At 67.4% G+C, this 20,563-nt stretch carries 16 protein-coding genes; 3 read left to right on the top strand and 13 right to left on the bottom strand.

The window, feature by feature from the left end; translation table 11 throughout:
* Positions 1 to 4: 4 nt before the first annotated feature.
* On the bottom strand, positions 5 to 1,051 hold the full coding sequence (tdh, locus tag ASPHE3_RS06495) for an L-threonine 3-dehydrogenase (protein WP_013600434.1): 1,047 nt from the start codon (positions 1,049 to 1,051) through the stop codon (positions 5 to 7).
* Positions 1,052 to 1,179: 128 nt separating this feature from the next.
* On the opposite strand from tdh, the gene ASPHE3_RS06490 reads away from it, so the two are divergent.
* Positions 1,180 to 2,091: a LysR family transcriptional regulator gene (locus tag ASPHE3_RS06490; protein ID WP_013600433.1), complete on the top strand. Its 912-nt coding sequence runs from the start codon at positions 1,180 to 1,182 to the stop codon at positions 2,089 to 2,091.
* A gap of 57 nt (positions 2,092 to 2,148) precedes the next feature.
* On the opposite strand, the gene ASPHE3_RS06485 is transcribed toward ASPHE3_RS06490, so the two are convergent.
* The 5 genes from ASPHE3_RS06485 to ASPHE3_RS06465 all read right to left on the bottom strand — a co-directional run bounded on the left by ASPHE3_RS06485 (position 2,149) and on the right by ASPHE3_RS06465 (position 7,870).
* On the bottom strand, positions 2,149 to 2,661 hold the full coding sequence (locus ASPHE3_RS06485) for a DUF5666 domain-containing protein (protein ID WP_013600432.1): 513 nt from the start codon (positions 2,659 to 2,661) through the stop codon (positions 2,149 to 2,151).
* Positions 2,662 to 2,866: 205 nt separating this feature from the next.
* Positions 2,867 to 4,375 (bottom strand): Asp-tRNA(Asn)/Glu-tRNA(Gln) amidotransferase subunit GatB, encoded by a 1,509-nt coding sequence (gene gatB, locus ASPHE3_RS06480; protein WP_013600431.1) that lies wholly within the window; start codon positions 4,373 to 4,375, stop codon positions 2,867 to 2,869.
* Positions 4,375 to 5,955 (bottom strand): Asp-tRNA(Asn)/Glu-tRNA(Gln) amidotransferase subunit GatA, encoded by a 1,581-nt coding sequence (gatA, locus tag ASPHE3_RS06475; RefSeq protein ID WP_013600430.1) that lies wholly within the window; start codon positions 5,953 to 5,955, stop codon positions 4,375 to 4,377. The genes gatB and gatA overlap by 1 nt, the downstream gene beginning before the upstream one ends.
* A gap of 2 nt (positions 5,956 to 5,957) precedes the next feature.
* Positions 5,958 to 6,254, bottom strand: coding sequence for an Asp-tRNA(Asn)/Glu-tRNA(Gln) amidotransferase subunit GatC (gatC, locus tag ASPHE3_RS06470; protein WP_013600429.1), 297 nt, complete (start codon positions 6,252 to 6,254; stop codon positions 5,958 to 5,960).
* Positions 6,255 to 6,400: 146 nt separating this feature from the next.
* The gene (locus ASPHE3_RS06465; RefSeq protein ID WP_013600428.1) at positions 6,401 to 7,870 is read right to left on the bottom strand and encodes a CitMHS family transporter; all 1,470 of its coding nucleotides are present in this window, start codon (positions 7,868 to 7,870) and stop codon (positions 6,401 to 6,403) included.
* 192 nt (positions 7,871 to 8,062) lie between these two features.
* Here ASPHE3_RS06465 and ASPHE3_RS06460 point away from each other — a divergent pair, with 192 nt between their 5' ends.
* Both ASPHE3_RS06460 and ASPHE3_RS06455 read left to right on the top strand, forming a co-directional pair.
* On the top strand, positions 8,063 to 9,796 hold the full coding sequence (locus tag ASPHE3_RS06460) for a sensor histidine kinase (RefSeq protein ID WP_013600427.1): 1,734 nt from the start codon (positions 8,063 to 8,065) through the stop codon (positions 9,794 to 9,796).
* Positions 9,789 to 10,451 carry a response regulator gene (locus ASPHE3_RS06455; protein WP_013600426.1) on the top strand — a complete coding sequence of 221 codons (663 nt, stop codon included), beginning with the start codon at positions 9,789 to 9,791 and terminating at the stop codon, positions 10,449 to 10,451. The genes ASPHE3_RS06460 and ASPHE3_RS06455 overlap by 8 nt, the downstream gene beginning before the upstream one ends.
* 22 nt (positions 10,452 to 10,473) lie before the next feature.
* On the opposite strand, the gene ASPHE3_RS06450 is transcribed toward ASPHE3_RS06455, so the two are convergent.
* From ASPHE3_RS06450 to ASPHE3_RS06420, 7 genes are all read right to left on the bottom strand, one after another.
* Positions 10,474 to 10,857, bottom strand: coding sequence for a RidA family protein (locus tag ASPHE3_RS06450; protein WP_013600425.1), 384 nt, complete (start codon positions 10,855 to 10,857; stop codon positions 10,474 to 10,476).
* Positions 10,858 to 10,904: 47 nt separating this feature from the next.
* Entirely contained in the window at positions 10,905 to 11,408 is a 504-nt protein-coding gene (locus ASPHE3_RS06445) for a GNAT family N-acetyltransferase (protein ID WP_013600424.1), read from the bottom strand.
* Between the two features lie 72 nt (positions 11,409 to 11,480).
* Entirely contained in the window at positions 11,481 to 12,290 is an 810-nt protein-coding gene (locus tag ASPHE3_RS06440) for an inositol monophosphatase family protein (RefSeq protein WP_013600423.1), read from the bottom strand.
* Positions 12,287 to 14,590, bottom strand: coding sequence for an NAD-dependent DNA ligase LigA (gene ligA, locus ASPHE3_RS06435; protein WP_013600422.1), 2,304 nt, complete (start codon positions 14,588 to 14,590; stop codon positions 12,287 to 12,289). Before ligA ends, ASPHE3_RS06440 begins: the two co-directional genes overlap by 4 nt.
* A 50-nt stretch (positions 14,591 to 14,640) precedes the next feature.
* Positions 14,641 to 15,252, bottom strand: coding sequence for a hypothetical protein (locus tag ASPHE3_RS06430; protein ID WP_013600421.1), 612 nt, complete (start codon positions 15,250 to 15,252; stop codon positions 14,641 to 14,643).
* A gap of 121 nt (positions 15,253 to 15,373) precedes the next feature.
* Positions 15,374 to 19,819, bottom strand: a complete 4,446-nt coding sequence (locus ASPHE3_RS06425) for an FtsK/SpoIIIE domain-containing protein (RefSeq protein ID WP_013600420.1) — start codon at positions 19,817 to 19,819, stop codon at positions 15,374 to 15,376.
* The gene (locus tag ASPHE3_RS06420; RefSeq protein ID WP_041652006.1) at positions 19,816 to 20,520 is read right to left on the bottom strand and encodes a hypothetical protein; all 705 of its coding nucleotides are present in this window, start codon (positions 20,518 to 20,520) and stop codon (positions 19,816 to 19,818) included. The genes ASPHE3_RS06425 and ASPHE3_RS06420 overlap by 4 nt, the downstream gene beginning before the upstream one ends.
* Positions 20,521 to 20,563 lie beyond the last annotated feature (43 nt).

The raw sequence follows: 20,563 nt of genomic DNA, 5'->3' as shown, positions 1-20,563 counted from the left end.
CTCCTTAGAGTTGGGTCCAGTCGAGGACTACTTTGCCGCCGGCGCCGCTGCGGGCGAGCTCGAAGCCCTTCTCCCACTGGGCGGCCGGGAGCGTATCCGTGACGACGGCGGAAATACCGGCGTGCAGCACCGGGTTGGAGGACAGCATGGCGCTCATGGCATACCAGGTCTCATACATTTCACGGCCGTAGATCCCCTTGAGCGTCAGCATGTGGGTGACCACCTTGCCCCAGTCAATAGTGATGTCCTGGCTGGGCAGCCCCAGCATGGCAATCCGGCCGCCGTGGTTCATGTTGTCGATCATCTCCGGCAGCGCCGAGGGGTGGCCGGACATTTCCATGCCAATGTCGAAGCCCTCACGCATGCCCAGTTCACGCTGGGCGTCCCGAACCCGGGTGGTGGAGACGTCGATGGCAAGGTCTGCACCGAGCTGACGCGCAAGTTCCAGCCTGGGACGGGAGACGTCGGTGATGGCGATCTTGCGGGCGCCGGCGTGGCGTGCCACAGCGATGGCCATCAGACCGATGGGACCTGCCCCGGTGATGAGGACGTCCTCGCCCACCAGGGGAAAGCTCAACGCAGTGTGGGTTGCATTGCCGAACGGGTCGAAAATGGCGCCGAGTTCCGGAGTAACGGAAGGGTCGTGGTGGACCCACACGTTGGTTTCCGGAATCACCACGTACTCCGCGAAAGCACCATCGCGCTGGACTCCAACGCTCACTGTGTGGATGCACATCTGCCGGCGACCGGCCCGGCAGTTGCGGCAGATTCCGCACACCACGTGGCCTTCGCCGGAAACCCGGTCGCCCACCTTGACGTCGCGCACGCCGCCGCCGACTTCCACCACTTCGCCATAGAACTCATGGCCGGGGATGAGGGGAGCTTCGATGATCCCCTGCGCCCAGGTGTCCCATGACTGGATGTGCAGGTCGGTGCCGCAGATTCCGGTGGTCATGACCCGGATTTTCACGTCTGCGGGGCCCGCCACCGGTTCTGGACGGTCAACCAGCTCGAAGCCCGCCTGTGGGCCGGGCTTGTACAAAGCCTTCATCGGCTTCCTTACTCTTTTGGTCTGTTCGGCATGTTCTGCCTTCCTCATTAGAGCGAGGTTGAAGCTTTAGCACAACAGCGAAAAACTCAATTGTCGGTGTAGCTGTTCCTAATGCATAGACTGGCGGGATGGAGATTCACCAGCTCGAAATCCTTCGGGAGCTTGGAGCGCTCGGAAGCGTGAAGGCCGTGGCTGACACCCTCATGGTCACCCCGTCCGCCGTCTCGCAGCAACTGGCCCTGCTGCAGCGCAAAGTCGACGTCCCGCTCACCCGCAAGGAAGGCCGGAACCTGGTGCTCACCGAGGCCGGCCAGGTCCTCGCGGACGCGGGAGCCGCCGTCGTCAATGCCATGGCAGATGCCCGCGATGCAATCGGGAACTATCACGGCTCAACGGCCGGCAAGGTCAGCCTGTCCGGGTTCCACAGCGCCGGGCAGGCAGTGTTTGCTCCGCTCGCCCGGATCCTCGCTGCCCCGGACCAGCCGCGGATAGAACTGTCCGACGAGGACGTGGCCCAACAGGACTTTCCTGCCCTGACGGCGCGGTATGACCTGGTCCTTGCCCACCGGATGGACCACAGTCCCCGCTGGCCCGCCGAACGCGTCACGGTGATACCGCTGGCGCATGAGCCGCTGGACGTGGCCCTGCCGGCCGCCCACCGGCTGGCAGGAAAGGCGGCGCTGACGGCGGAGGACCTGGGCGGCGAAGCGTGGGTGACCAGCCACACGGGCTACTCCCCCGCTGATGTGCTGTCCGCCGTCGCCGCCGTCTCCAGCCGGGAACTGAACATCGTCCACCGCATCAATGACTACTCCACGGTCGCGGCGCTGGTGGCCACGGGCGGGGTGGTGGGACTGCTCCCGCGGTACACGGCCGGGCCTGTCCTCAACCCGGACATCGTGCTGCGGCCGCTGGAAGGAATCAGCACCCGGCGCCGGATCGACGTGCTGGCCCGCCCGGAAAACCTGAAGCGCCGGTCGGTCACCATTGTCTGCGAGGCGCTGCAGGAGATCATGGTCGGGCTGGTGAAGCAGGGCTGACCCAACTGGGTAGCGCCAAGTGTCGTTTTGACCGTCCAAAACGACACTTAGCGCTACTTACTTGGGTGCCTTACCGTGGCCGTGCCCGTTGCCGCGGCCCAGGCCGAGGCCCGGACGGTCACCGGCACCCTCAACGATCCGTTCCGCTGTGGCCTGGCCGCCGTTCTTCACCCCGGAAATCCGGACGGTGTCACCGGGAGCGATGTCCGCAAGCGAGGGCCTGGCCTTCGTCCCGGCGTCGATGGCATACGTCTGGGAGAACCCGTCTTCGCTCTTGACTGTGATGGAGCTGCTGCTGGCAGCTTCCACGGTCCCGCGCTGGCTCAGCTCGGTTTCGTAGCTTCCATCGGCCTTCTTGACCACGCTTTCGCCATGCAGCTGCTGGGGGCGTTGTGACTTGTCCTTCCGGACTTTGCCGTTGTCCTGCCCAGGGGTGGAGGACAACGACGGCGCGGGCGCGGGTGGGTCGCCGGCGCCCCATGCGAACGCCACCCCCGTCCCGGTCAGCGCCACTGCCACCGCTGCGGCGAGCAAGGTTTTGCGGATCTTGAGCGGGTCCCGGACAGACATGTGCAACCTCCTGCAGCAACGGCAGGACCCGCCCTCCCCGGGGAGCGGCGTCCTGGAGCTTCAGTGTAGGGCCGCGTGCACCGCTGCACACGAGTAGTTTCAGCCCCGTCAAACCTGAGTACCCCGCAACCGGAACTGGGTAGCAGCAAGTGTCGTTATGAGCGCTCAAAACGACACTTGCTGCTACCCAGTTGGGGTGGCGAGGCTAGACGGTGACGCCCAGCTTCTCGAGGATCAGCTCGCGGACCCGGCCGGCGTCGGCCTGGCCGCGGGTGGCCTTCATGACCCCGCCCACGATGGCACCGATGGCCTGGACCTTGCCGCCGCGGATCTTGTCCGCGACGTCGGGCTGCGCGGCCAGTGCGGCGTCGATGGCCTCCAGCAGGGGCCCGTCGTCGGACACCACGGCCAGGCCGCGCTTCTCCACGACTTCCGCCGGGCTGCCCTCGCCGGCCAGGACGCCGTCGAGCACCTCCGATGCCATCTTGTTGTTGATCTTGCCCTCTTCAACCATCCGGGCGAGCTCCACAATGGTGGCAGGCCGGACGCCGAGCTGGCCGGGGTCCACGTCCGCGTTCTTGGCGCGGCCCACGATCTCGCCCATCCACCACTTGCGGGCCACCGAAGCGGACGCACCGGCGGCGATGGTTTCCTCGATCTCGTCCATGACGCCGGCGTTCACCACGTCGCGGAACTCGAGGTCCGAGTAGCCCCAGTCGGCCTGCAGGCGCTTGCGGCGGGCGGCCGGCGGTTCGGGCAGGGTGGCTCGGAGTTCCTCGACCCATTCGCGCGACGGCACCACGGGAACCAGGTCCGGTTCCGGGAAGTAGCGGTAGTCGTCGGCGTCGGACTTGGGCCGGCCCGAGGTGGTGGTACGGGTGTCCTCGTGCCAGTGCCGGGTCTCCTGCACCACGGGGTTGCCCGCGTCCAGGACGGCGGCGTGGCGCTGGATCTCGTAGCGGACGGCGTGTTCAACGGCGCGCAGCGAGTTCACGTTCTTGGTTTCGGACCGGATGCCGAACCGTTCACGGCCGTGCGGACGGAGCGACACGTTGGCGTCACACCGGACGTTGCCGCGTTCCATCCGGGCATCGGACACACCAAGGTTCTTGACGATCTCGCGGATGGCAGCCACATAGGCCTTGGCCAGCTCGGGTGCGCGTGAGCCGGCACCCTCGATGGGCTTGGTGACAATTTCAACCAGCGGCACGCCGGCCCGGTTGTAGTCCACCAGGGAGAAGTCGGCGCCGTGGATGCGGCCGGTAGCGCCGCCCATGTGGGTCAGCTTCCCGGCATCCTCCTCCATGTGCGCACGCTCGATCTCCACCCGGAACACGGTGCCGTCGGACAGCTCGATATCCAGGTAGCCGTCGTAAGCGATGGGTTCGTCGTACTGGGATGTCTGGAAGTTCTTCGGGGTGTCCGGGTAGAAGTAGTTCTTCCGCGCAAAACGGCAGCTCTCGGCGATCTTGCAGTTGAGGGCCAGGCCGATCTTGATGGAGGACTCCACGGCAGTCCTGTTGACGACGGGAAGGACGCCGGGCATCCCCAGGTCCACCTCGTTGACGTTGGTGTTGGGCTCGTCACCGAACACATTGGGTGCGGAGGAGAACATCTTGGTCTTGGTGTTGAGCTCCACGTGGACCTCGAATCCCAGGACGGGATCGTACTTCTCCATGGCCTCTTCGAAGCTCAGGATTGCCTCGGTGTTCATTATTTTGCCTCCTGGCTTCCAACAAGGGTTTCGACAGGCCGGGCCACGGCGGCGGCCAGGTCGGGGGCGCTCTGCAGCAGCGGGCCGCCCCACTTCGCCTCGAGCAGGGACTCCAGCACGGCGCCCACCCGGTACAGGCGGGCGTCCTCACGGGCCGGGGCCAGCAGCTGGATGCCGACCGGCAGGCCGTCCTCGTCCGCCAGGCCGCCAGGCAGCGACAGCCCGGGAACGCCGGCCAGGTTGGCCGGAATGGTGGCGACGTCGTTCAGGTACATGGCCAGCGGGTCGTCCAGCTTCTCGCCCAGGCGGAATGCCGTGGTGGGTGCCGTTGGCGAGATCAGGACGTCGGCCACGGTGAACGCGGCTTCGAAGTCGCGCTGCACCAGCGTGCGGACCTTCTGCGCCGAGCCATAGTAGGCGTCGTAGTAGCCGGCGGACAGGGCGTAGGTGCCGAGGATGATGCGGCGTTTGACCTCGTCGCCGAAGCCTGCGGCACGGGTGGCACCCATGACGCGTTCGATGGTCATGGGGCCGTCCTCGGGGAGGACGCGCAGGCCGTAGCGGACGCCGTCGAACTTTGCCAGGTTGGAGGACGCCTCGGAGGGCATGATCAGGTAGTAGGCGCCCAGGGCGTACTGGAAGTTGGGACAGGACACCTCAACGATTTCCGCGCCGGCCTCTTTGAGGAGTTCCAGGGCGTCGTGGAAGCGGTTTTCGACGCCGGCCTGGTAGCCCTCGCCGTGCAGCTCCTTGATGATGCCGATCCGCAGGCCCTCGACGTTGCCTGTCTTCGCCGCTGCAACGAGGTCCGCCAGCGGATCCGGCAGCGAGGTGGAGTCGCGGGGATCGTGCCCGCCGATGACCTGGTGCAGGAGCGCCGAGTCCAGGACCGTCCGCGAAACCGGGCCGATCTGGTCCAGTGACGACGCCATGGCGATGGCGCCGTAGCGGGACACGCTGCCGTAGGTGGGCTTGACGCCCACGGTGCCGGTGACGGCGCCGGGCTGGCGGATGGATCCGCCGGTGTCCGTGCCAAGCGCGAGGGGTGCCTCGAAGGCGGCGACGGCGGCAGCGGACCCGCCACCGGATCCACCGGGAATGCGGTCCAGGTCCCACGGGTTGCGGGTGGGGCCATAGGCCGAGTGCTCCGTGGAGGAGCCCATGGCGAACTCGTCCAGGTTGGTCTTGCCCAGGATGGGCATCTTCGCGGCGCGCAGGCGCTCAACCACGGTGGCGTCGTACGGGCTGTGCCAGCCTTCGAGGATCCTGGACCCTGCCGTGGTGGGCTGGCCGATGGTGACGATGAGGTCCTTGACGGCGATGGGCACGCCCGCGAGGACGTGCAGGGCTTCAGCCTCCGCGCCGCCGGCGGCGCGGATGGCATCCACTTCGGCGGCCACGGCGAGCGCTTCCTCGGCGTTGACGTGCAGGAAGGCGTTGACGCCGCGTTCGCCGCCGTCCACTTCGGCGATCCGGTCCAGGTACGCCTGGGTGGCTTCGACGGAGGTGACCTCGCCGGCGGCCAGCTTTTCGGCCAGGGCGGCGGCCGAGAGGCGGATCAGTTCATTGGTGTCAGTCATGTTTATGCCTCATCCAGGATTGCCGGGACCTTGAAACGGTTGTCGTCGGAATCCGGTGCACCGGACAGTGCCTGTTCCGCGGTGAAGGTGTGGCCCACCACGTCTTCCCGGAACACGTTGGTCAGCGGGATGGGGTGGGACGTGGCCGGGACGTCGTCACCGGCAGCCTCACTGACGGATTTGACCGAATCAACGATGACGGCGAGTTCTCCGGCCATCCTGTCCAGCTCTTGAGCACTCATCTCAATGTGAGCGAGCCGCGCGAGATGCGCAACATCGTCACGGTTGATCGCAGCCATGGATCTCCCCTGCAAAGTTCGAATTGGTTTCCGATCCATTCTAGTGGGGAAACAAAGATGCCCGTCTGACGACCCCCAGCGGGCGTCAGACGGGCACCTTTACGCCCGGGTCCCTGCCGGGGGCAGGGACCTCAGGCAGCTACAGACTAACCGATTCCGATGGCTCCGGTCAGCATGCCGATTCCCAGCATGACCAGCGAAACCACTGCGCTGCGCCACAGGACCTTCTTGTGGTGGTCGCCGAGGTCCACCTTGGCAAGGGAGACCAGGAGCAGGATGGCCGGCACCAGCGGGCTCTGCATGTGGAACGGCTGGCCGGTGATCGAGGCGCGTGCCATCTCGGCTGCGCTGATGCCGTAGTGGCCGGCGGTCTCACTGAGGACCGGAAGGACGCCGAAGTAGAACGCGTCGTTGCTCATGAAGAACGTCATGGGGATGCTGAGGACGCCGGTGATGACGGCCAGGAACGGGCCCATGCTGGAGGGGATGATCTGGACCAGCCAGGCTGACATCGCCTCCACCATGCCGGTGCCGGTGAGGACGCCGGTGAGGACGGCGGCAGCCATGACCATGCTGACCACCGCCACGATGGACGGGGCGTGGGCCACGAGCTGGGTGCCCTGGTCCTTGATGTTGGGAAAGTTCGCCAGCAGCGCGATGGCGGAGCCCACCATGAAGACGTACGGCAGGGGCACGAGGTCGGCGATGAGCATGCCCATCACGGCCACAGTGAGGCCCAGGTTGAACCAGAACAGCTTGGGCCGCAGGGTGCTGCGGTTGGGGTCCAGGGCGGTGTCCGCCATGGCGGTGTCCTTGTCGTCCACGAGGTCTTCAGTGCGTTCCAGCACCGCTACGGATGAACCGCCGACGGCGGGGGCTGCTCCGCCAGGGTTGTTACCCTTGCGTCCGCGGCCGGTTCCCGGGCCGACGCCGTTGCCGGCGGCAGCACCGCCGTCGAACGCCTCAGCGGTGTCCGGAACGCCCCAGATCTCGGGCTGGGTGGCGCGGAGGCGGTTGCGCTCCTGCAGGCCGAGCAGCCAGGCGAAGACGAGGACGACGGCGATGCCGCCGATCAGCGACGGGAGCATGGGAACGAAGACGTCATTGACGTCGATCTTGAGGGCGGTTGCGGCGCGCGCCGTGGGGCCACCCCAGGGGACGATGTTCATGGTGCCGTTGGCCAGGCCGGCCACGCAGGTGAGGACCACCGGGCTCATCTTCAGCCGGAGGTAGATGGGCAGCATGGCCGCGGTGGTGAGGATGAAGGTGGTGGAACCGTCCCCGTCCAGCGACACGGCGGCAGCCAGCAGTGCGGTGCCCAGGACCACTTTGGCAGGGTCGTTGCCCAGCTTGCGCAGGATGAACCTGACCAGCGGGTCGAACAGCCCGACGTCGATCATCAGCCCGAAGTAGATGATGGCGAACATCAGCAGGGCTGCGGTGGAAGTCATGGACTTCATGGAGTCCAGGACCATGTCGCCGATGCCAAGGCCGGCACCTGCGAAGAGTCCAAAAACGGTGGGGACGATGATCAACGCCAGCACTGGCGTCAACTTCTTCGTCATGATCAGCACCATGAATACCGCGATCATTGCGAATCCAAGTAATACCAGCACGGCCGGCTCCTTCTTGTGAACAGCGGCACAGCGTTGTGACGCGTGCTACAGACTGTAGGGTGGCGGCCGTCACGGCCGTGCCTTTGGCTCAATTGATTGGCATACTGCTTATTGGGAGCATTTTGCTCATTGTGCTCACGGCGGCCAGGCCATCCCGGATGCAACCCCCGCCCGCCCCAGTCAAGGAGGATCATGCAGCGCTCAGCGTCCCGCGGGCCGTTGCGGTTCTCCACCCAGACCCTCCTGCTCCAGCTGGCCGTGGTGCTGCTGGTGGTCCTGTTCAGTACCGCCGTGCACGCCTGGCTCACCTACGACCGGGTGGGCAGCGAGGCGGAAAACCAGGCGCTGACCCTGGCCCGCACGGTTGCGTCGGACCCCTCCGTGCGGGCGGATGTGCTGGCCATCAGCCGGCAGCCCGGCACTCCCCCGCCGTCCGAACTCGCCGCCGGGTCCCTGATGGAGGCTGCAGAGGCGGCCCGCAGCCGGACCGGCGCGCTGTTCGTGGTGATCACGGACGAGACCGGGCTCCGGCTGGCGCATCCTGACCCGCAGCGGCTCGGGGAAAAGGTCAGCACCGACCCTTCCGAGGCCCTGGCCGGGCGGGAGGTCATCACCCGGAACACGGGAACGCTGGGACCCTCTGCCGGCGCCAAGGTTCCCGTCTACGCCCCGGGCGGGAGCACCGTAGTGGGCGAAGTCAGTGTGGGCTACTCCATGGAAACGGTGGGACAGAGCCTGGCCCGGGACATTGGCCCGGTGGCCGTGACGGCGGCCGGTGCATTGCTGGCGGGTGTCTTGGGCTCGTTCCTGCTGCGCCGCCGACTGCAACGCCTCACCCTCGGGCTGGAACCGGAGGAGATCAGCACGCTGGTCCACGACCAGGTGGCCGTGCTTGAAGGCGTGGATGACGGCGTCATCGGGGTTTCCGCCGACGGCCGCATCAGTGTTTTCAACTCCGCCGCGCAGCGGCTGCTGGACCTGCCGGACCTGGCCGGCAGCCGCTGGGAGGACGCTCCGGTGCCGGACCAGCTGAAGTCCCTCACCCGGCCCGGTTCCGGCAGAGCCGACGCAGTGGAGCTGGTGGCCGGCGGGCGGGTGCTGGTGGCCAACGCCCGCAAGGCCCTGCACCGGCGCGAGGACCTGGGCTGGGTGGTGATGCTGCGCGACCGGACGGAACTGCAGCAGCTCACCCGGCAGCTCGATGCCGTGGGAACCATGTCCACGGCCCTGCGGGCGCAGCGCCACGAGTTCGCCAACCAGCTGCACACCATCGCCGGGTTCATGAGCATTGGCCAGCACCAGCAGGCACGCGACTATCTGGCGCGGCTCGCTGCCACCGGTCCCCTGAAATTCCCGGTCGAGCAGGCCGAACTGCTCCAGGACCCCTACCTGCAGGCATTCGTTGGGGCGAAGGGGGTGGAGGCCGATGAGCGGGGCGTGGCGCTGCGGATCGGTCCGGAGACCCTGGTCCGCGGGCAGGTCACCGAGACCCAGGACGTCACCACAGTGCTCGGCAACCTGCTGGACAACGCGGTCAACGCCGCAGTGGCAGGCTCCTCGCCTGACCGCTGGGTGGAGCTGGAGGTACTGGATGAGCCGGCCGACGACGGCGGCACCCTCCACATCGTAGTCGGCGACTCGGGTGACGGGCTGGCTGAGGGAACGGACGCGGAGGCCTTTTTCGCCGAAGGTTTCAGCACCGCGTCGGGGCCGCTTTCCGGGAACGGCCGGGGAAGCGGCGGCCAGGGGTTCGGGCTGGCCCTGGCCCGGCAGCTGGCCCGCCGCCGGGGCGGCGACGTGAAAATCCTGGACCGGGGCAGCAGGGGCGGGCCGGGTGCCGTTTTCATGGCAACGCTGCCGGGAACCACGGCGGGGACATCGGGCAGGAAAAATGCAGGGGCAACCGGAAAGGACGCCAATGCCTGAGGATTATCGGGTGCTGATCGTGGACGACGACTTCCACGTGGCCAAGCTCCACGCCGCGTACGTGGATTCCGTGGCAGGATTCCTGGCCCTGGCACCGGTGGGTACCGCATCGCTTGCGCTGCAGTCCATCCACAGCCTGCGGCCGGACCTGGTGCTGCTGGACGTCTACCTGCCGGACGCTTCCGGGCTGGACCTGCTCCAGCAGCTCGATGTGGACGCCATCATGCTCACCGCGGCCTCCGATGCCCCATCAGTCCGGACGGCTTTCCGCCGCGGCGCCCTGGGTTACCTGCTGAAGCCGTTCACGTCGGAGGCGCTGTCCCAGCAGCTGCGTTCCTACGCCCGCTACCGCCGCCTCCTCGCCCAGCCCGGGGCGCTGGACCAGGATGCGGTGGAGCGCGCCAAGCGCTCCCTGGTCCCGGGGGACGTCACACCGTCGTCCAGGCCGCGCTCGGCCACGGAGGCTGCCGTGCTCGAATCGCTGGTACCCGGCGAGCAGTACTCGGCGGCCGAAGTGGCCGGCCGGGTGGGGGTTTCCCGTGCTACGGCCCAGCGGTACCTGTCCTCCCTCGCCGACGACGGGGCGGTGGACATCCAGCTGCGGTACGGGTCCACCGGCAGGCCGGAGCACCGCTACGGCCTGCCGGCCTCATGAACTGGCTGGCGCTCCTCGTGAACTAGCCGGCGCTCTTCTGGGCCACCAGCTCGATCTCCACGAGCATCTTGGGGTCCAGGAACGGCAGGACGTGCACCAGGGACAGCGTGGGACGGATGTCGCCGAACACCTCGCCGTGGGCGCGGCCGGCCTCTTCCCACTTGCTGATGTCCGTCAGGTACAGCTTGGATTGGACCACCTCTTCGAAGCCGAAGCCGGCGTCCGCCAGGACCTTACCGAGCTTCTGCAGGATGTACTGGGTCTGGGTGTAGAAGTCATCGCCCACGATCCCGTCCTCGCCGCTCGCGGCGGTGGCTGAGATGTAGAGGGTGTTGTCCACCTGGACGGCCCGGGAGTAGCCGAGGGTCTGTTCCCAGACGGAGCCGGTGCCGAAGGTTTTGCGCATGGGTGGCCTTTCAGTGCAGGATGCGGGTCGCCACCACTGTAGGGCTGCTACAGGTCCAGCCGGTAAACCAGCAGTTTTATGTCAGTTCCGGGGACCAGCCAGTCCCGCTCGGGCACCCTGCTGAAGCCCGTTTTGTCGTAGAGGCCACGGGCGCTCTGCCAGGTACTGCCGGTGGTGAGCGAGACTGCGTTGACCCCGTCCAAGGCCCTGGCGTGCTCAAGGATGGCCGCCATCATGGCTTTGCCGGCGCCGCTGCGCTGGACTGCCGGGTCCACCACCAGCATCCGGAACTCAAGCTCGTCATTGAGGGCAATGTCTGCGTACGGCTCCCCGGCACGGGCCAGCGTGACAGAACCAATCACCATGCCATCCCGCTCCGCCACCCACACGGTGGCGTGGCCGGCGCGCACGGCAACGTCCTGGACCTTGCGCATGTAGGGGTGGTTGGCGTCCTCAAAGTAGCCCGCCGCGAGGTAGGAATCGCGTGTGATGCGGGCAACGGCGTCGTAATCTGTTGCGACGGCGGGACGGACGGTTATCTGCGGCTGCACCCATCAATGGTAGTGGTACTGCCGGGTAACAACTGGCGAAACGGCACTTTCCGTGACCGAGGTATCAGTCTTTCAGAGCGGGAACTTCCCGGACAGCTCCAGCCCGCCGGCGCAGGTCCACGCGTCCAGCCGCTCCTCGTCCGTGGGGCCGCCGTCCAGCGGACTGGCCAGGCGGGGCCGCCGCACCCAGCAGCCTGCCTCCTCCGCGATCAGTGCTCCAGCGGAGAAGTCGTGCTCGTTGAGGCCGCGCTCCCCGAAGGCGTCGTGGGTCCCGTCGGCCACCAGGCACAGGTCCAGGGCCGCGGAACCCAGCCGCCGGACATCCGCGAAGCCGTCCAGGAGCTCGCCGAAGAAGGCTGCCTGCTCTGCCCGGACCGCGGGGTCGTAGCTGAAGCCGGTGGCCAGGATCTGCCCCTTACGTCCCGGAACCGGTCCCTCCAACCGGGTGGTCCTGCCACCCTCCTCTAGCCAGGCGCCCTCGCCGCGGGCAGCGTAGTAGGTGCGGCCCAGCGCCGGGGCATTGACCACGCCGGCCAGCCAGACGCCGTCGGCATCCGCCACCGCAACGGACGTGGCGTAGTAGACGATGTTGCGGATGAAATTCGTGGTCCCGTCCAGCGGATCGATGGACCAGCGGTAGCCGGTGGGTTCAGCCGGCCTGGTGGTGCCGTGTTCCTCTCCGGTGATGCTGTCCTGCGGCCGGGCGGCCGAAATGACATTGCGGACCGCATGCTCTGCGGCCACATCAAAGGCGGTGACCCAGTCGCCGGCGTCGCCCTTGTTGCTGGCCTGGAGGGCGTCCGCGTTCCGCCCGGCGAGCACCTGCGCCCCCGCCGCCGCTGCGGCCTTGGCCACGTCCAGCAGTTCCGTGGGACTGGTCATCGGGCTGCCTCCGCGCCTGCCGGTTCTACAGCTGCCGGGTCTGCGCCGGAAGCCTCCGCTTCCGGGCTCCCGCCGTCCGACAGTGCTGCCGGGCCGCCGGCCAGCAACTGCCGGAAGCCGTCCTCATCCAGCACCGGAATGCCCAGCTGTTCCGCCTTGTCCAGTTTAGTGCCGGCGCTTTCCCCGGCCACCAGGTAGCTGGTGTTCTTGGATACCGACCCGGCAGCCTTTCCGCCCCTGACCAGGATGGCTTCCTTGGCCTCGTCCCGGCTGAAGTTGGGCAGTGATCCCGTGACCACCACCGTCAGTCCTTCAAGGGTCCGGGGCATCGACTCGTCGCGTTCGTCCTTCATCCGGACCCCCGCGGCCGCCCACCGGTCCACGATCTCCCGGTGCCAGTCCTCGGCGAACCATTCCTTCAGGGCCGCAGCGATGGTGGGGCCTACGCCGTCCACATGCGCCAGCTCCTCCTCGGAAGCCTGGCGGATGGCATCCATGCTGCCGAACGCCGTCGCCAGCGCACGGGAGGCCCGCGGGCCCACATGCCGGATGGACAGTGCCACCAGCACCCTCCAGAGAGGCTGGGTTTTGGCCTTGTCCAGTTCCTTGAACAGTTTCTCGGTGGTGGCTGTTGGCCTGGACGGGGATTTCGCCGTGCCCTTGCTGTAGAAGTAGGGCACCAGTTCGTATTCCCCAGTGGGAACGCCCTTGGACCGCTTTTCACGCCGGATCCGGACACCTGCCAGGTCCTCCGGGGTGAGGTCGAAAAGCGCCGCCTCGGAGGTGAGCGGCGGGACCTCAGGCTCGGCGGGCTGGGTCAGCGCAATGGCGGCCTCCCAGCCGAGGGCCTCAATGTCGAAGGCACCGCGGCCGGCCAGGTGGAAGACCCGTTCCCGCAGCTGGGACGGGCAGGACTTGGCGTTGGGGCAGCGGATGTCCACATCGCCTTCCTTGGCCGGGGCGAGCGGGGTGCCGCAGGAAGGGCATTCGGTGGGCATCACGAAGTCACGGACCGGCGGGTCCTGCTGGTCGCGCAGGGCGAGGACCGGTCCCACGATCTCGGGGATGACGTCACCGGCCTTGCGCAGGATCACGATGTCGCCGATCTTGACGCCCTTGGCTTTGACCACGTCCTGGTTGTGGAGGGTGGCCATCTCCACTGTCGAGCCGGCCACTTTGACCGGCTCCATGAGGCCAAACGGCGTCACCCGGCCGGTGCGGCCCACGTTGACCTGGATGTCCAGCAGTTTGGTGTGCACTTCCTCCGGCGGGTACTTGTAGGCCACGGCCCAGCGCGGGACGCGGGTGGTGTAGCCGAGCGCCCGCTGGGTGGCGAAGTCATCCACCTTGATGACGATGCCGTCGATCTCGTGCAGCAGCTTGTGGCGTTTGTCGCCGTACCGCTTGATGAATTCCAGGACCTCGTCCAGGCTTCCCAGCACTTCGGAATAGGGGCTGACGGGCAGGCCCCACTGCTTCAGCAGGGCGTAGCTCTCCGACTGGCTGCCCGCCGGCAGTCCGTCGCGTGCACCGATGCCGTGGACAAACATCTTCAAGGGGCGTTTGGCGGTTTCGGCCGGGTCCTTCTGCCGCAGTGAACCGGCAGCCGCGTTGCGCGGATTCGCCAGCGGCGCCTTTCCTGCCTCGATCAGGGCCTCGTTGAACTCAGCGAACTCCTTGGACGGGATGAAGACCTCGCCCCGGACTTCCATTTCGGCCGGAAATCCCTCGCCGCGGAGCTCCCGGGGGATCTCCTGGATGGTCAGCACGTTGTGGGTGATGTCCTCGCCGGTGGTCCCGTCGCCTCGGGTGGCTGCCCGGACCAGCTTTCCGTCCCGGTACAGGAGGTTGACGGCCAGGCCGTCGATCTTCAGCTCCGTGAGCCACGCCGCGGCCGGAGTGCCGTTACCCAGCTTCCCGATGCTGGCTGAGGCCTTGGTGAGCCAGGCTTCGAGTTCCTCGAGGGAAAAGACGTCCTCCAGGCTGTACATCCGCTGCAGGTGCTCCACTGCGGCGAACGCCGCGGAGACTTCCCCGCCCACCTCCTGGGTTGGCGAGTCGTTGGAGACCAGTTCCGGATGCAGCGCCTCGATTTCCTCCAAACGGCGGAAGAGCTCGTCGAACTCGGCGTCCGAGACCAGCGGCGCGTCCTCCTGGTAGTACGCGAACCGGTATTTCCTGACCAGGTCCACCAGGTTCTCGTATTCCTCCCGGACTGATTCGGAAGGGACGGATTCGGGCTCGACGGGTTCCGTGGTGCGGGTGGCGGTCTGTTCTGCGGGGCCTGGTCCTGTACTCACAGACCTATCTTGCCATCAAGCCGGGTCACACCCATGGCTGGCTGGTCCTGTCAGTGCGTCCTGAAGCGGTTCCTGCCCCACCAGGCGAAAGAAGCCCCGGCAGCGGCCAGCAACAGGGTGCCTGCAATGATGGGCAGGAGGGTGGGTCCGCCGTCGCCGGAATCCCCTGCGGATGCTACCGCCGCCACCCGGGTGGCGGTAGCGGACCTGGTGACGGGCGCGTTCCAATCGTGCCCGTTTGATGGCCCGGTGGGCGGCGGCGAAACCGCAGTTTCCGTGGCGGCGGAAGTGGTGGGTTCGGCGGCTGGTTCTTCCGTTTCTGCCGGCGGGGCGGCCGGCACGGGCGCAGTCCCGGCAGGAGGCGCCACTGGCGGGGCGGGCTGCTGCGGAGGAGCCGGCACGGGGTCGGCGGGCGGGGCCGGGGGGCTTTCCGGCTCCTTCGGCTTCTGGGTCCGTGTGGGCTCCCCGGGCTTCGGATCAGCCGCTGTTCCGGGCTCACAGAACAGCAGCAGGCACTGGTCGGGAGACGTTGTGGAGGCGGGGATGGGTTCGGTGGAATCCGCGCCCGCCGTGCCGCCCGGGAGGAAACACAGGGCGATGGCCAGGACCGCTGCTGATGCCGTCGTCGATGCAACGCGGAGAACCGGTGTAGACGGGGTCATTGCTGCCTTTCGATGCGCGCAGTCCCCCCACCGCGGCTTTCTGGTGTCCCCCGGTAGTCTTCTACACGACGAACGGGGCCGCAAATCCACCGGATCTGCAGCCCCGTCCTGACCAGCCCTTCTAGTCCCTGCTTTCGGGGGGCAGCGCCACCTGGATCTTCCGCGCCTTGCCCCGTCCCACCACGTAGCCGCGGCCCGGGATGAATTCCGGGCTCACGCGGCCCAGCGAGGTGTTGAGCAGGCTGTCGCCTTCGATGTCGCCGGGGTTCAGCAGCAGTCCCCGCCGTCCCGATTTGAAGGGCTGGGCCAAGGACCAGGCCGACGACCAGGTGGAGGTTTCGGATTCCCCTACCACCCACTGGTCGGCCTTGATCGATGCCGTCACCAACTGCCCCACGCCCGCTTCAGCGGGCGTGTCAGTGAACTCCGTGAGGCCCTCGATGAAGATTGCCAGGGCGCCGGGATTGCCGGAGGAGTGCTCCACCAGGTCCTCAACGACTTCGGCCAGATCGTCGGCGCCCACCACCGAACGGTTCCAGATGGGCAGGGCGGCGACGGCGGAGCGCCGGGCGCCGAGGTAAATCAGCTCCATGTCGGGGTTGGACCGTCGCAGCGCATAGGCAAGCGTCACCAGGGCCACCGTGCGGCCGGCACCGGGTGGCCCTGCCAGCAGCAGTGGTCCCCTGGCCATGATCCCGGCCGGCTGCAGGGTCTCGTCGTCCACCCCGATGACGGGAAGGCCGGGGCTGCCGGCCGGCAGGACATCCAGGTCCACCTGGTCCGGCAGGGTCTCGATGCCTGTGGCGGGCTCCAGTCCCTGGCGCAGCATGGCTTCGCTGAGCTTGTGCACCTCCCGGGCCTGCAGGGCAAGGTTCGAGTTCCCGCCCAGTACCGCCAGCTGGACTTCCAGCCCGTCAAGCAGGCCGCGCCCCGGCGGCGAAGCGGCGCTAAGGACGTCCCGGGGAACATCCATCGAAATGTAGTCGTCCTCGGAGGACAGCCTCAGGACCAAGCGGCGCTGGATGGATGCGAGCAGGGATGCGGGCACGGCATTGGGCCTGTCGCCGGTGACCACGAGGTGGATGCCCAGGGTGCGTCCGTCCGTTGCCAGCTGGAGGAAGATGTCCCAGAGCGCCGAGAGCCTGCTGTGCTCGTAGGCCTCGCGGAAAGCGGACATGCCGTCCACCAGGACGAAAATCCGCTTCTCGTCAGGCCTGTTGGCCAGCTTGCGGTATTCCACGATGGTTGAGGCGCGGACTTCGGCGAAGGCCGCGGAGCGCTGCTCGGCGATGTCCTGCAGCAGGCGCAGCAGGCGCCCGACGCGTTCGACGTCGTCGCCGCTGATGACCTCCCCAACGTGGGGCAGCTCCTCCAGCATCCGCAGCCCCGAAGAACCGCAGTCAATCCCGTAGACGTGCACCGGCCCGCCACGGGGCGTGACCGCTGCTGCAATCGCGATGCCTCGAAGGGCGGCGGATTTGCCTGATCCGCCGGTGCCGTAGATGGCCATGTTGCCGTCTTTGTCCGGTTCGTAGAACACGGTGGGCTGGGCCTGCCGGGCCGGGTCGTCAGCAACGCCGAGGAGGAGTTGTTCGTCCGTACGCGGGTTCGGCAGCTTGGAGAAATCGTAGGTCTTGGCCAGTTCGTCAAGCCAGGGCTTGCGCGGGGCGCCGATGGACATGGCGCCCGCCGCGCGGACGATTGTGGCTGTCATCCGGGCGATGTCGTTCGGTCCCGCGGGCTCGGCGGTTTCGGTTTTTTCCGCCGTGGGGGCCTCCCAGCTGGGACCGGAGCCGAAGGCCATTTCCACGACGTCGATCTGCGGCCGCTGCGGCCTCTCGGTGGTCCATCCGCCGGCATAACCGGTCTGGAAGCCCTGGATCCGGCCCGGCCCGGTCTTGGCTGCGCCGCGGCCGGGAATGGAGGGATCGAAGTAGGCTGCGTCGGGCACACCCAGGATGTCCGTGGCGTCGTCCTCGTCAGCCATCCGCAGCGCAACGCGGAGGTTTGTGTTGGCGCGCAGGCTGTCCTTGATGACTCCGGCGGGACGCTGCGTGGCGAGGATGAGGTGCAGGCCAAGTGACCGCCCCCGGGCGGCCACGTCCACCACGCCGTCAACGAATTCGGGCACATCGGTAGCCAGGGCGGCAAACTCGTCCACGACAATCACCAGGTAGGGCGGTGCGTCCGGGTCCGCTTCCCGCTGCAGCGCCAGCAGGTCTTTGGCCTTCTTCCGGTTCAGCAACTGCTCCCGGTAATGGAGTTCGGCGCGGAGCGATGTAAGGGCACGGCGGACCAGGTGCGGGGACAGGTCCGTTACCAGGCCTACCGTGTGGGGCAGGTTGATGCAGTCGGCGAACGCGGCACCGCCCTTGTAATCCACGAACAGGAAGCTGACCCGGTCCGGACTGTAGGCTGCGGCCATCCCCATGACCCAGGACTGGAGGAACTCGGACTTGCCGGCGCCGGTGGTGCCTCCCACCAGGGCGTGGGGGCCCTCGTTCTTCAGGTCCAGGTAGAGCGGTTCGATGCCTTTGGAGCCCACCAGGGCGCGCAGGGTCCCGTTGTCCTTGCGGTTGGCCACTGCGCTGGCGGCCACCGAATTGTTCTCCGTCCACCGCTCCGCCACGGCCAGCGGATTGTCCAGGAAGTCCTTTCCAATCAGGGTGGCGTAGGAGACAGCGCGGGGAAGGTCGGACTCATCGGTGACGGGTTTGCCCACGTCCACCACGGGTGTCAGCATCCGGGCCAGCTGGCCCGCCAGCTCTGCGTCCACGCTCTCGCAGCTGACGGGGTAGGTATGGCGGCCCAGCCGGACCTGCCCCGTGGTGGTCCCGTGGTCGCCGTCCACCACCATGAAGTCGCGGCAGGCGGCGGGCAGCGCCTGGACATCAGTGGCCACCCACAGCACGTGGACCCCGGCATCGGGCCCGCGCTCGGCAAGGCGGGTGAGCCGGCCGCGGTCCACCGGCGCGTCGTCCTCCACGATGACCAGGACGGCGGGCACCACCGGTTCCTCCACCTCGTGCTTGGCGGGATCCAAAGCGGGACGGAGGCTGGGGCCGGAACGTTTCGCTGCCGCTTCCCGGGCCTGGACCAGGTCTTCCAAACGGGCCACCAGGGATGCGCCGCCGGCGGAACCGGCGGCCAGGTGGTCACCGGTAAGGGGGCTGTGCCCGGAACCCACGTGGGGCAGCCACTGCAGCCAGTTCCACCGTTCCCGTGACTGGGCGGAGGTGATGGCGGTCAGCACCACTTCGGCGGGCGAGTGCAGGCCCACCAGCTGGAGCACCATGCCGCGCGCCACGTCATCCACCAGGCCCCGGGCCCCGGCAATACCCAGCGAACCTGCGGTCCGGAACTGGGACACCACTGGTACGCCCTCGATATCCCGGAACTGCCGGAGGCATTCCTGGATCTCGCGGGCGTACTCAGCCTCGGTGTCGTTGTTGGTCGGCTCCTCCAGGCTGATCCGGGAAGGGGACGTGCCCAGGCCGAACCTCAGTCCGAGGAACGTGCCGTGTTCCGGCCGGTGCGTCCACAGGAGCGCGCCGAGCTTATAGATGGCGTCAACTGTGTCGCTGACAGATGGTGCTTCCTGCAGACGGACCGCCCGTTCCACGTGCTGGAGCTCGGTGATGTCCTCCCGGAAGGCTGCCATGGATGCGCGGAAGTGTTTGAGCTGCTCCTTCTGCTGGCGCCGGGTGCGCATCAGCTGGTCCACATAGTGGCCCACGATGAACAGCGGCATCATCAGCATGAACAGCACGGAGAGCGGGTTGCCCGTGACCGCGAAGATCACCGCGCCCATCAGCAGCGGAGCGATCATCATGATGTACGGAAAAGGGTGGTCCTCCGGGCGCTTTGGCCCGGCCGGGACCACGCGCCGGGGCTCCTCGAAGCGGGGAACGACGCGGGGCGAACGGTTGAAGTTGACCAGGGGCGACGTCGGGGCTGCCGCCCGCTGGTGCCCCAGCGGCACCACGGTAAGGGTGGTGTCGCCCAACGTGACGGTGTCCGAGGAGTTGAGGATGGCGCGGGTGACGGGCAAACCGTCCATCAGCAGCCCGTTCGCCGAGTTGGTGTCCACGATTTCCACGCCCTCGCCCACGGTGATCCGGGCATGGCGCTTGGAGGTCAGGGGGTCGGAGAGGCGGACGTCCACGTCACGGTCGCGGCCAATGTAGCTGGTGCCGGTGGGGAGGGAGAACTCCTTGCCGGCATCGGGGCCGGACAGTACGCGCAGGGTGGCCGCCGCCGGACCGCGGCTGGCACCGGGCGCGGTGAACTGCCCGCTCACCTGGGCAAGCGACACCACAGAACCCGGGCGAAGCCCCGATTCCAGGAGGTTGTCCGTCCGGGTCAGCACATTCCCGCTCAGGCCGCCGCCCACGAACGCTTCCTCGATCCGCAGCGAAAGGTTGTCCGGCGCAGGGGTGCCTTTGCGGCCAGGATCTGCGGCCCAGAGCACCGCCGCGGTATCGGCCACGGTGGCCAGCCCGTCCACGGTTATGGCCAGGTCCTTAGGTTCGGCAGGGTCCCGGCGAAGGGTCAGGCGGATCCTCATCCTTCGTCCATGCCCTTCATCTTCTCAATCAGGTACAGATCGTCGGGTGTGACGAGGTGCGACGTGACTGCATGTTCCACAAGCCGGGCGCGGCGGTTGGTGGCGAGTTTGCCGCCGCCGCCGCGCAGTCCGGCCACTCCCACCCGGTCGAGTTTGTCGCACACGTTGTCCAGCTTCCGGTTGAAACGGGTCAGTGCCCAGCCCAGGGTCCTGGCGGCAGCCGCCGAGGAGGGAATGGCACTGAAGCCGGTCCCCTCCCGGCGGAGCATTGGTTCGGCGAGCGCCACGATCAGGGCCTTCTGTGAGTCGGTGAAGACTACCGGGCCGATGGTGGTGTCACCATTACTGTCGTCCTCACGAGCTTCCTGCCGGAAGGACGGCGTTTTCAGGTGTACGGCGAACTCGTAGGTGGTGGGCCCTGCGGTGAAGATGATGCTGGTCCGGCTGAACACAAGCGGGATGCGGGCACCGGGCGAGAGCCAGGCCTGCATGCCGCCAGAGGCGTCGGCCACGGTGGCAGAGAGCATGCTCCCCACGTTGCTCAGCCACCAGATTCCGTCGTAGCGGGCCACCTGCAGGAACTGCCGGTGCAGGTAGGGGTTGTCGTCAATTTCCAGGTCGCCTTCGCGGCCGATGTTGAACACGTCCTCGTCCGACGGTTCGTACCATTCACCACAGAAATCTATTGCTAGATCCCCCATTTTCCGTGCCTCCTCTTTGGGCGGAACTGTACGTATCGCCGTC

Source organism: Pseudarthrobacter phenanthrenivorans Sphe3 (genome assembly GCF_000189535.1).
GTDB classification, from domain to species: Bacteria; Actinomycetota; Actinomycetes; order Actinomycetales; family Micrococcaceae; genus Arthrobacter; species Arthrobacter phenanthrenivorans.
Note: the sequence above shows the minus strand (reverse complement) of the source record. Positions and strands in the feature narration are given on the sequence as shown.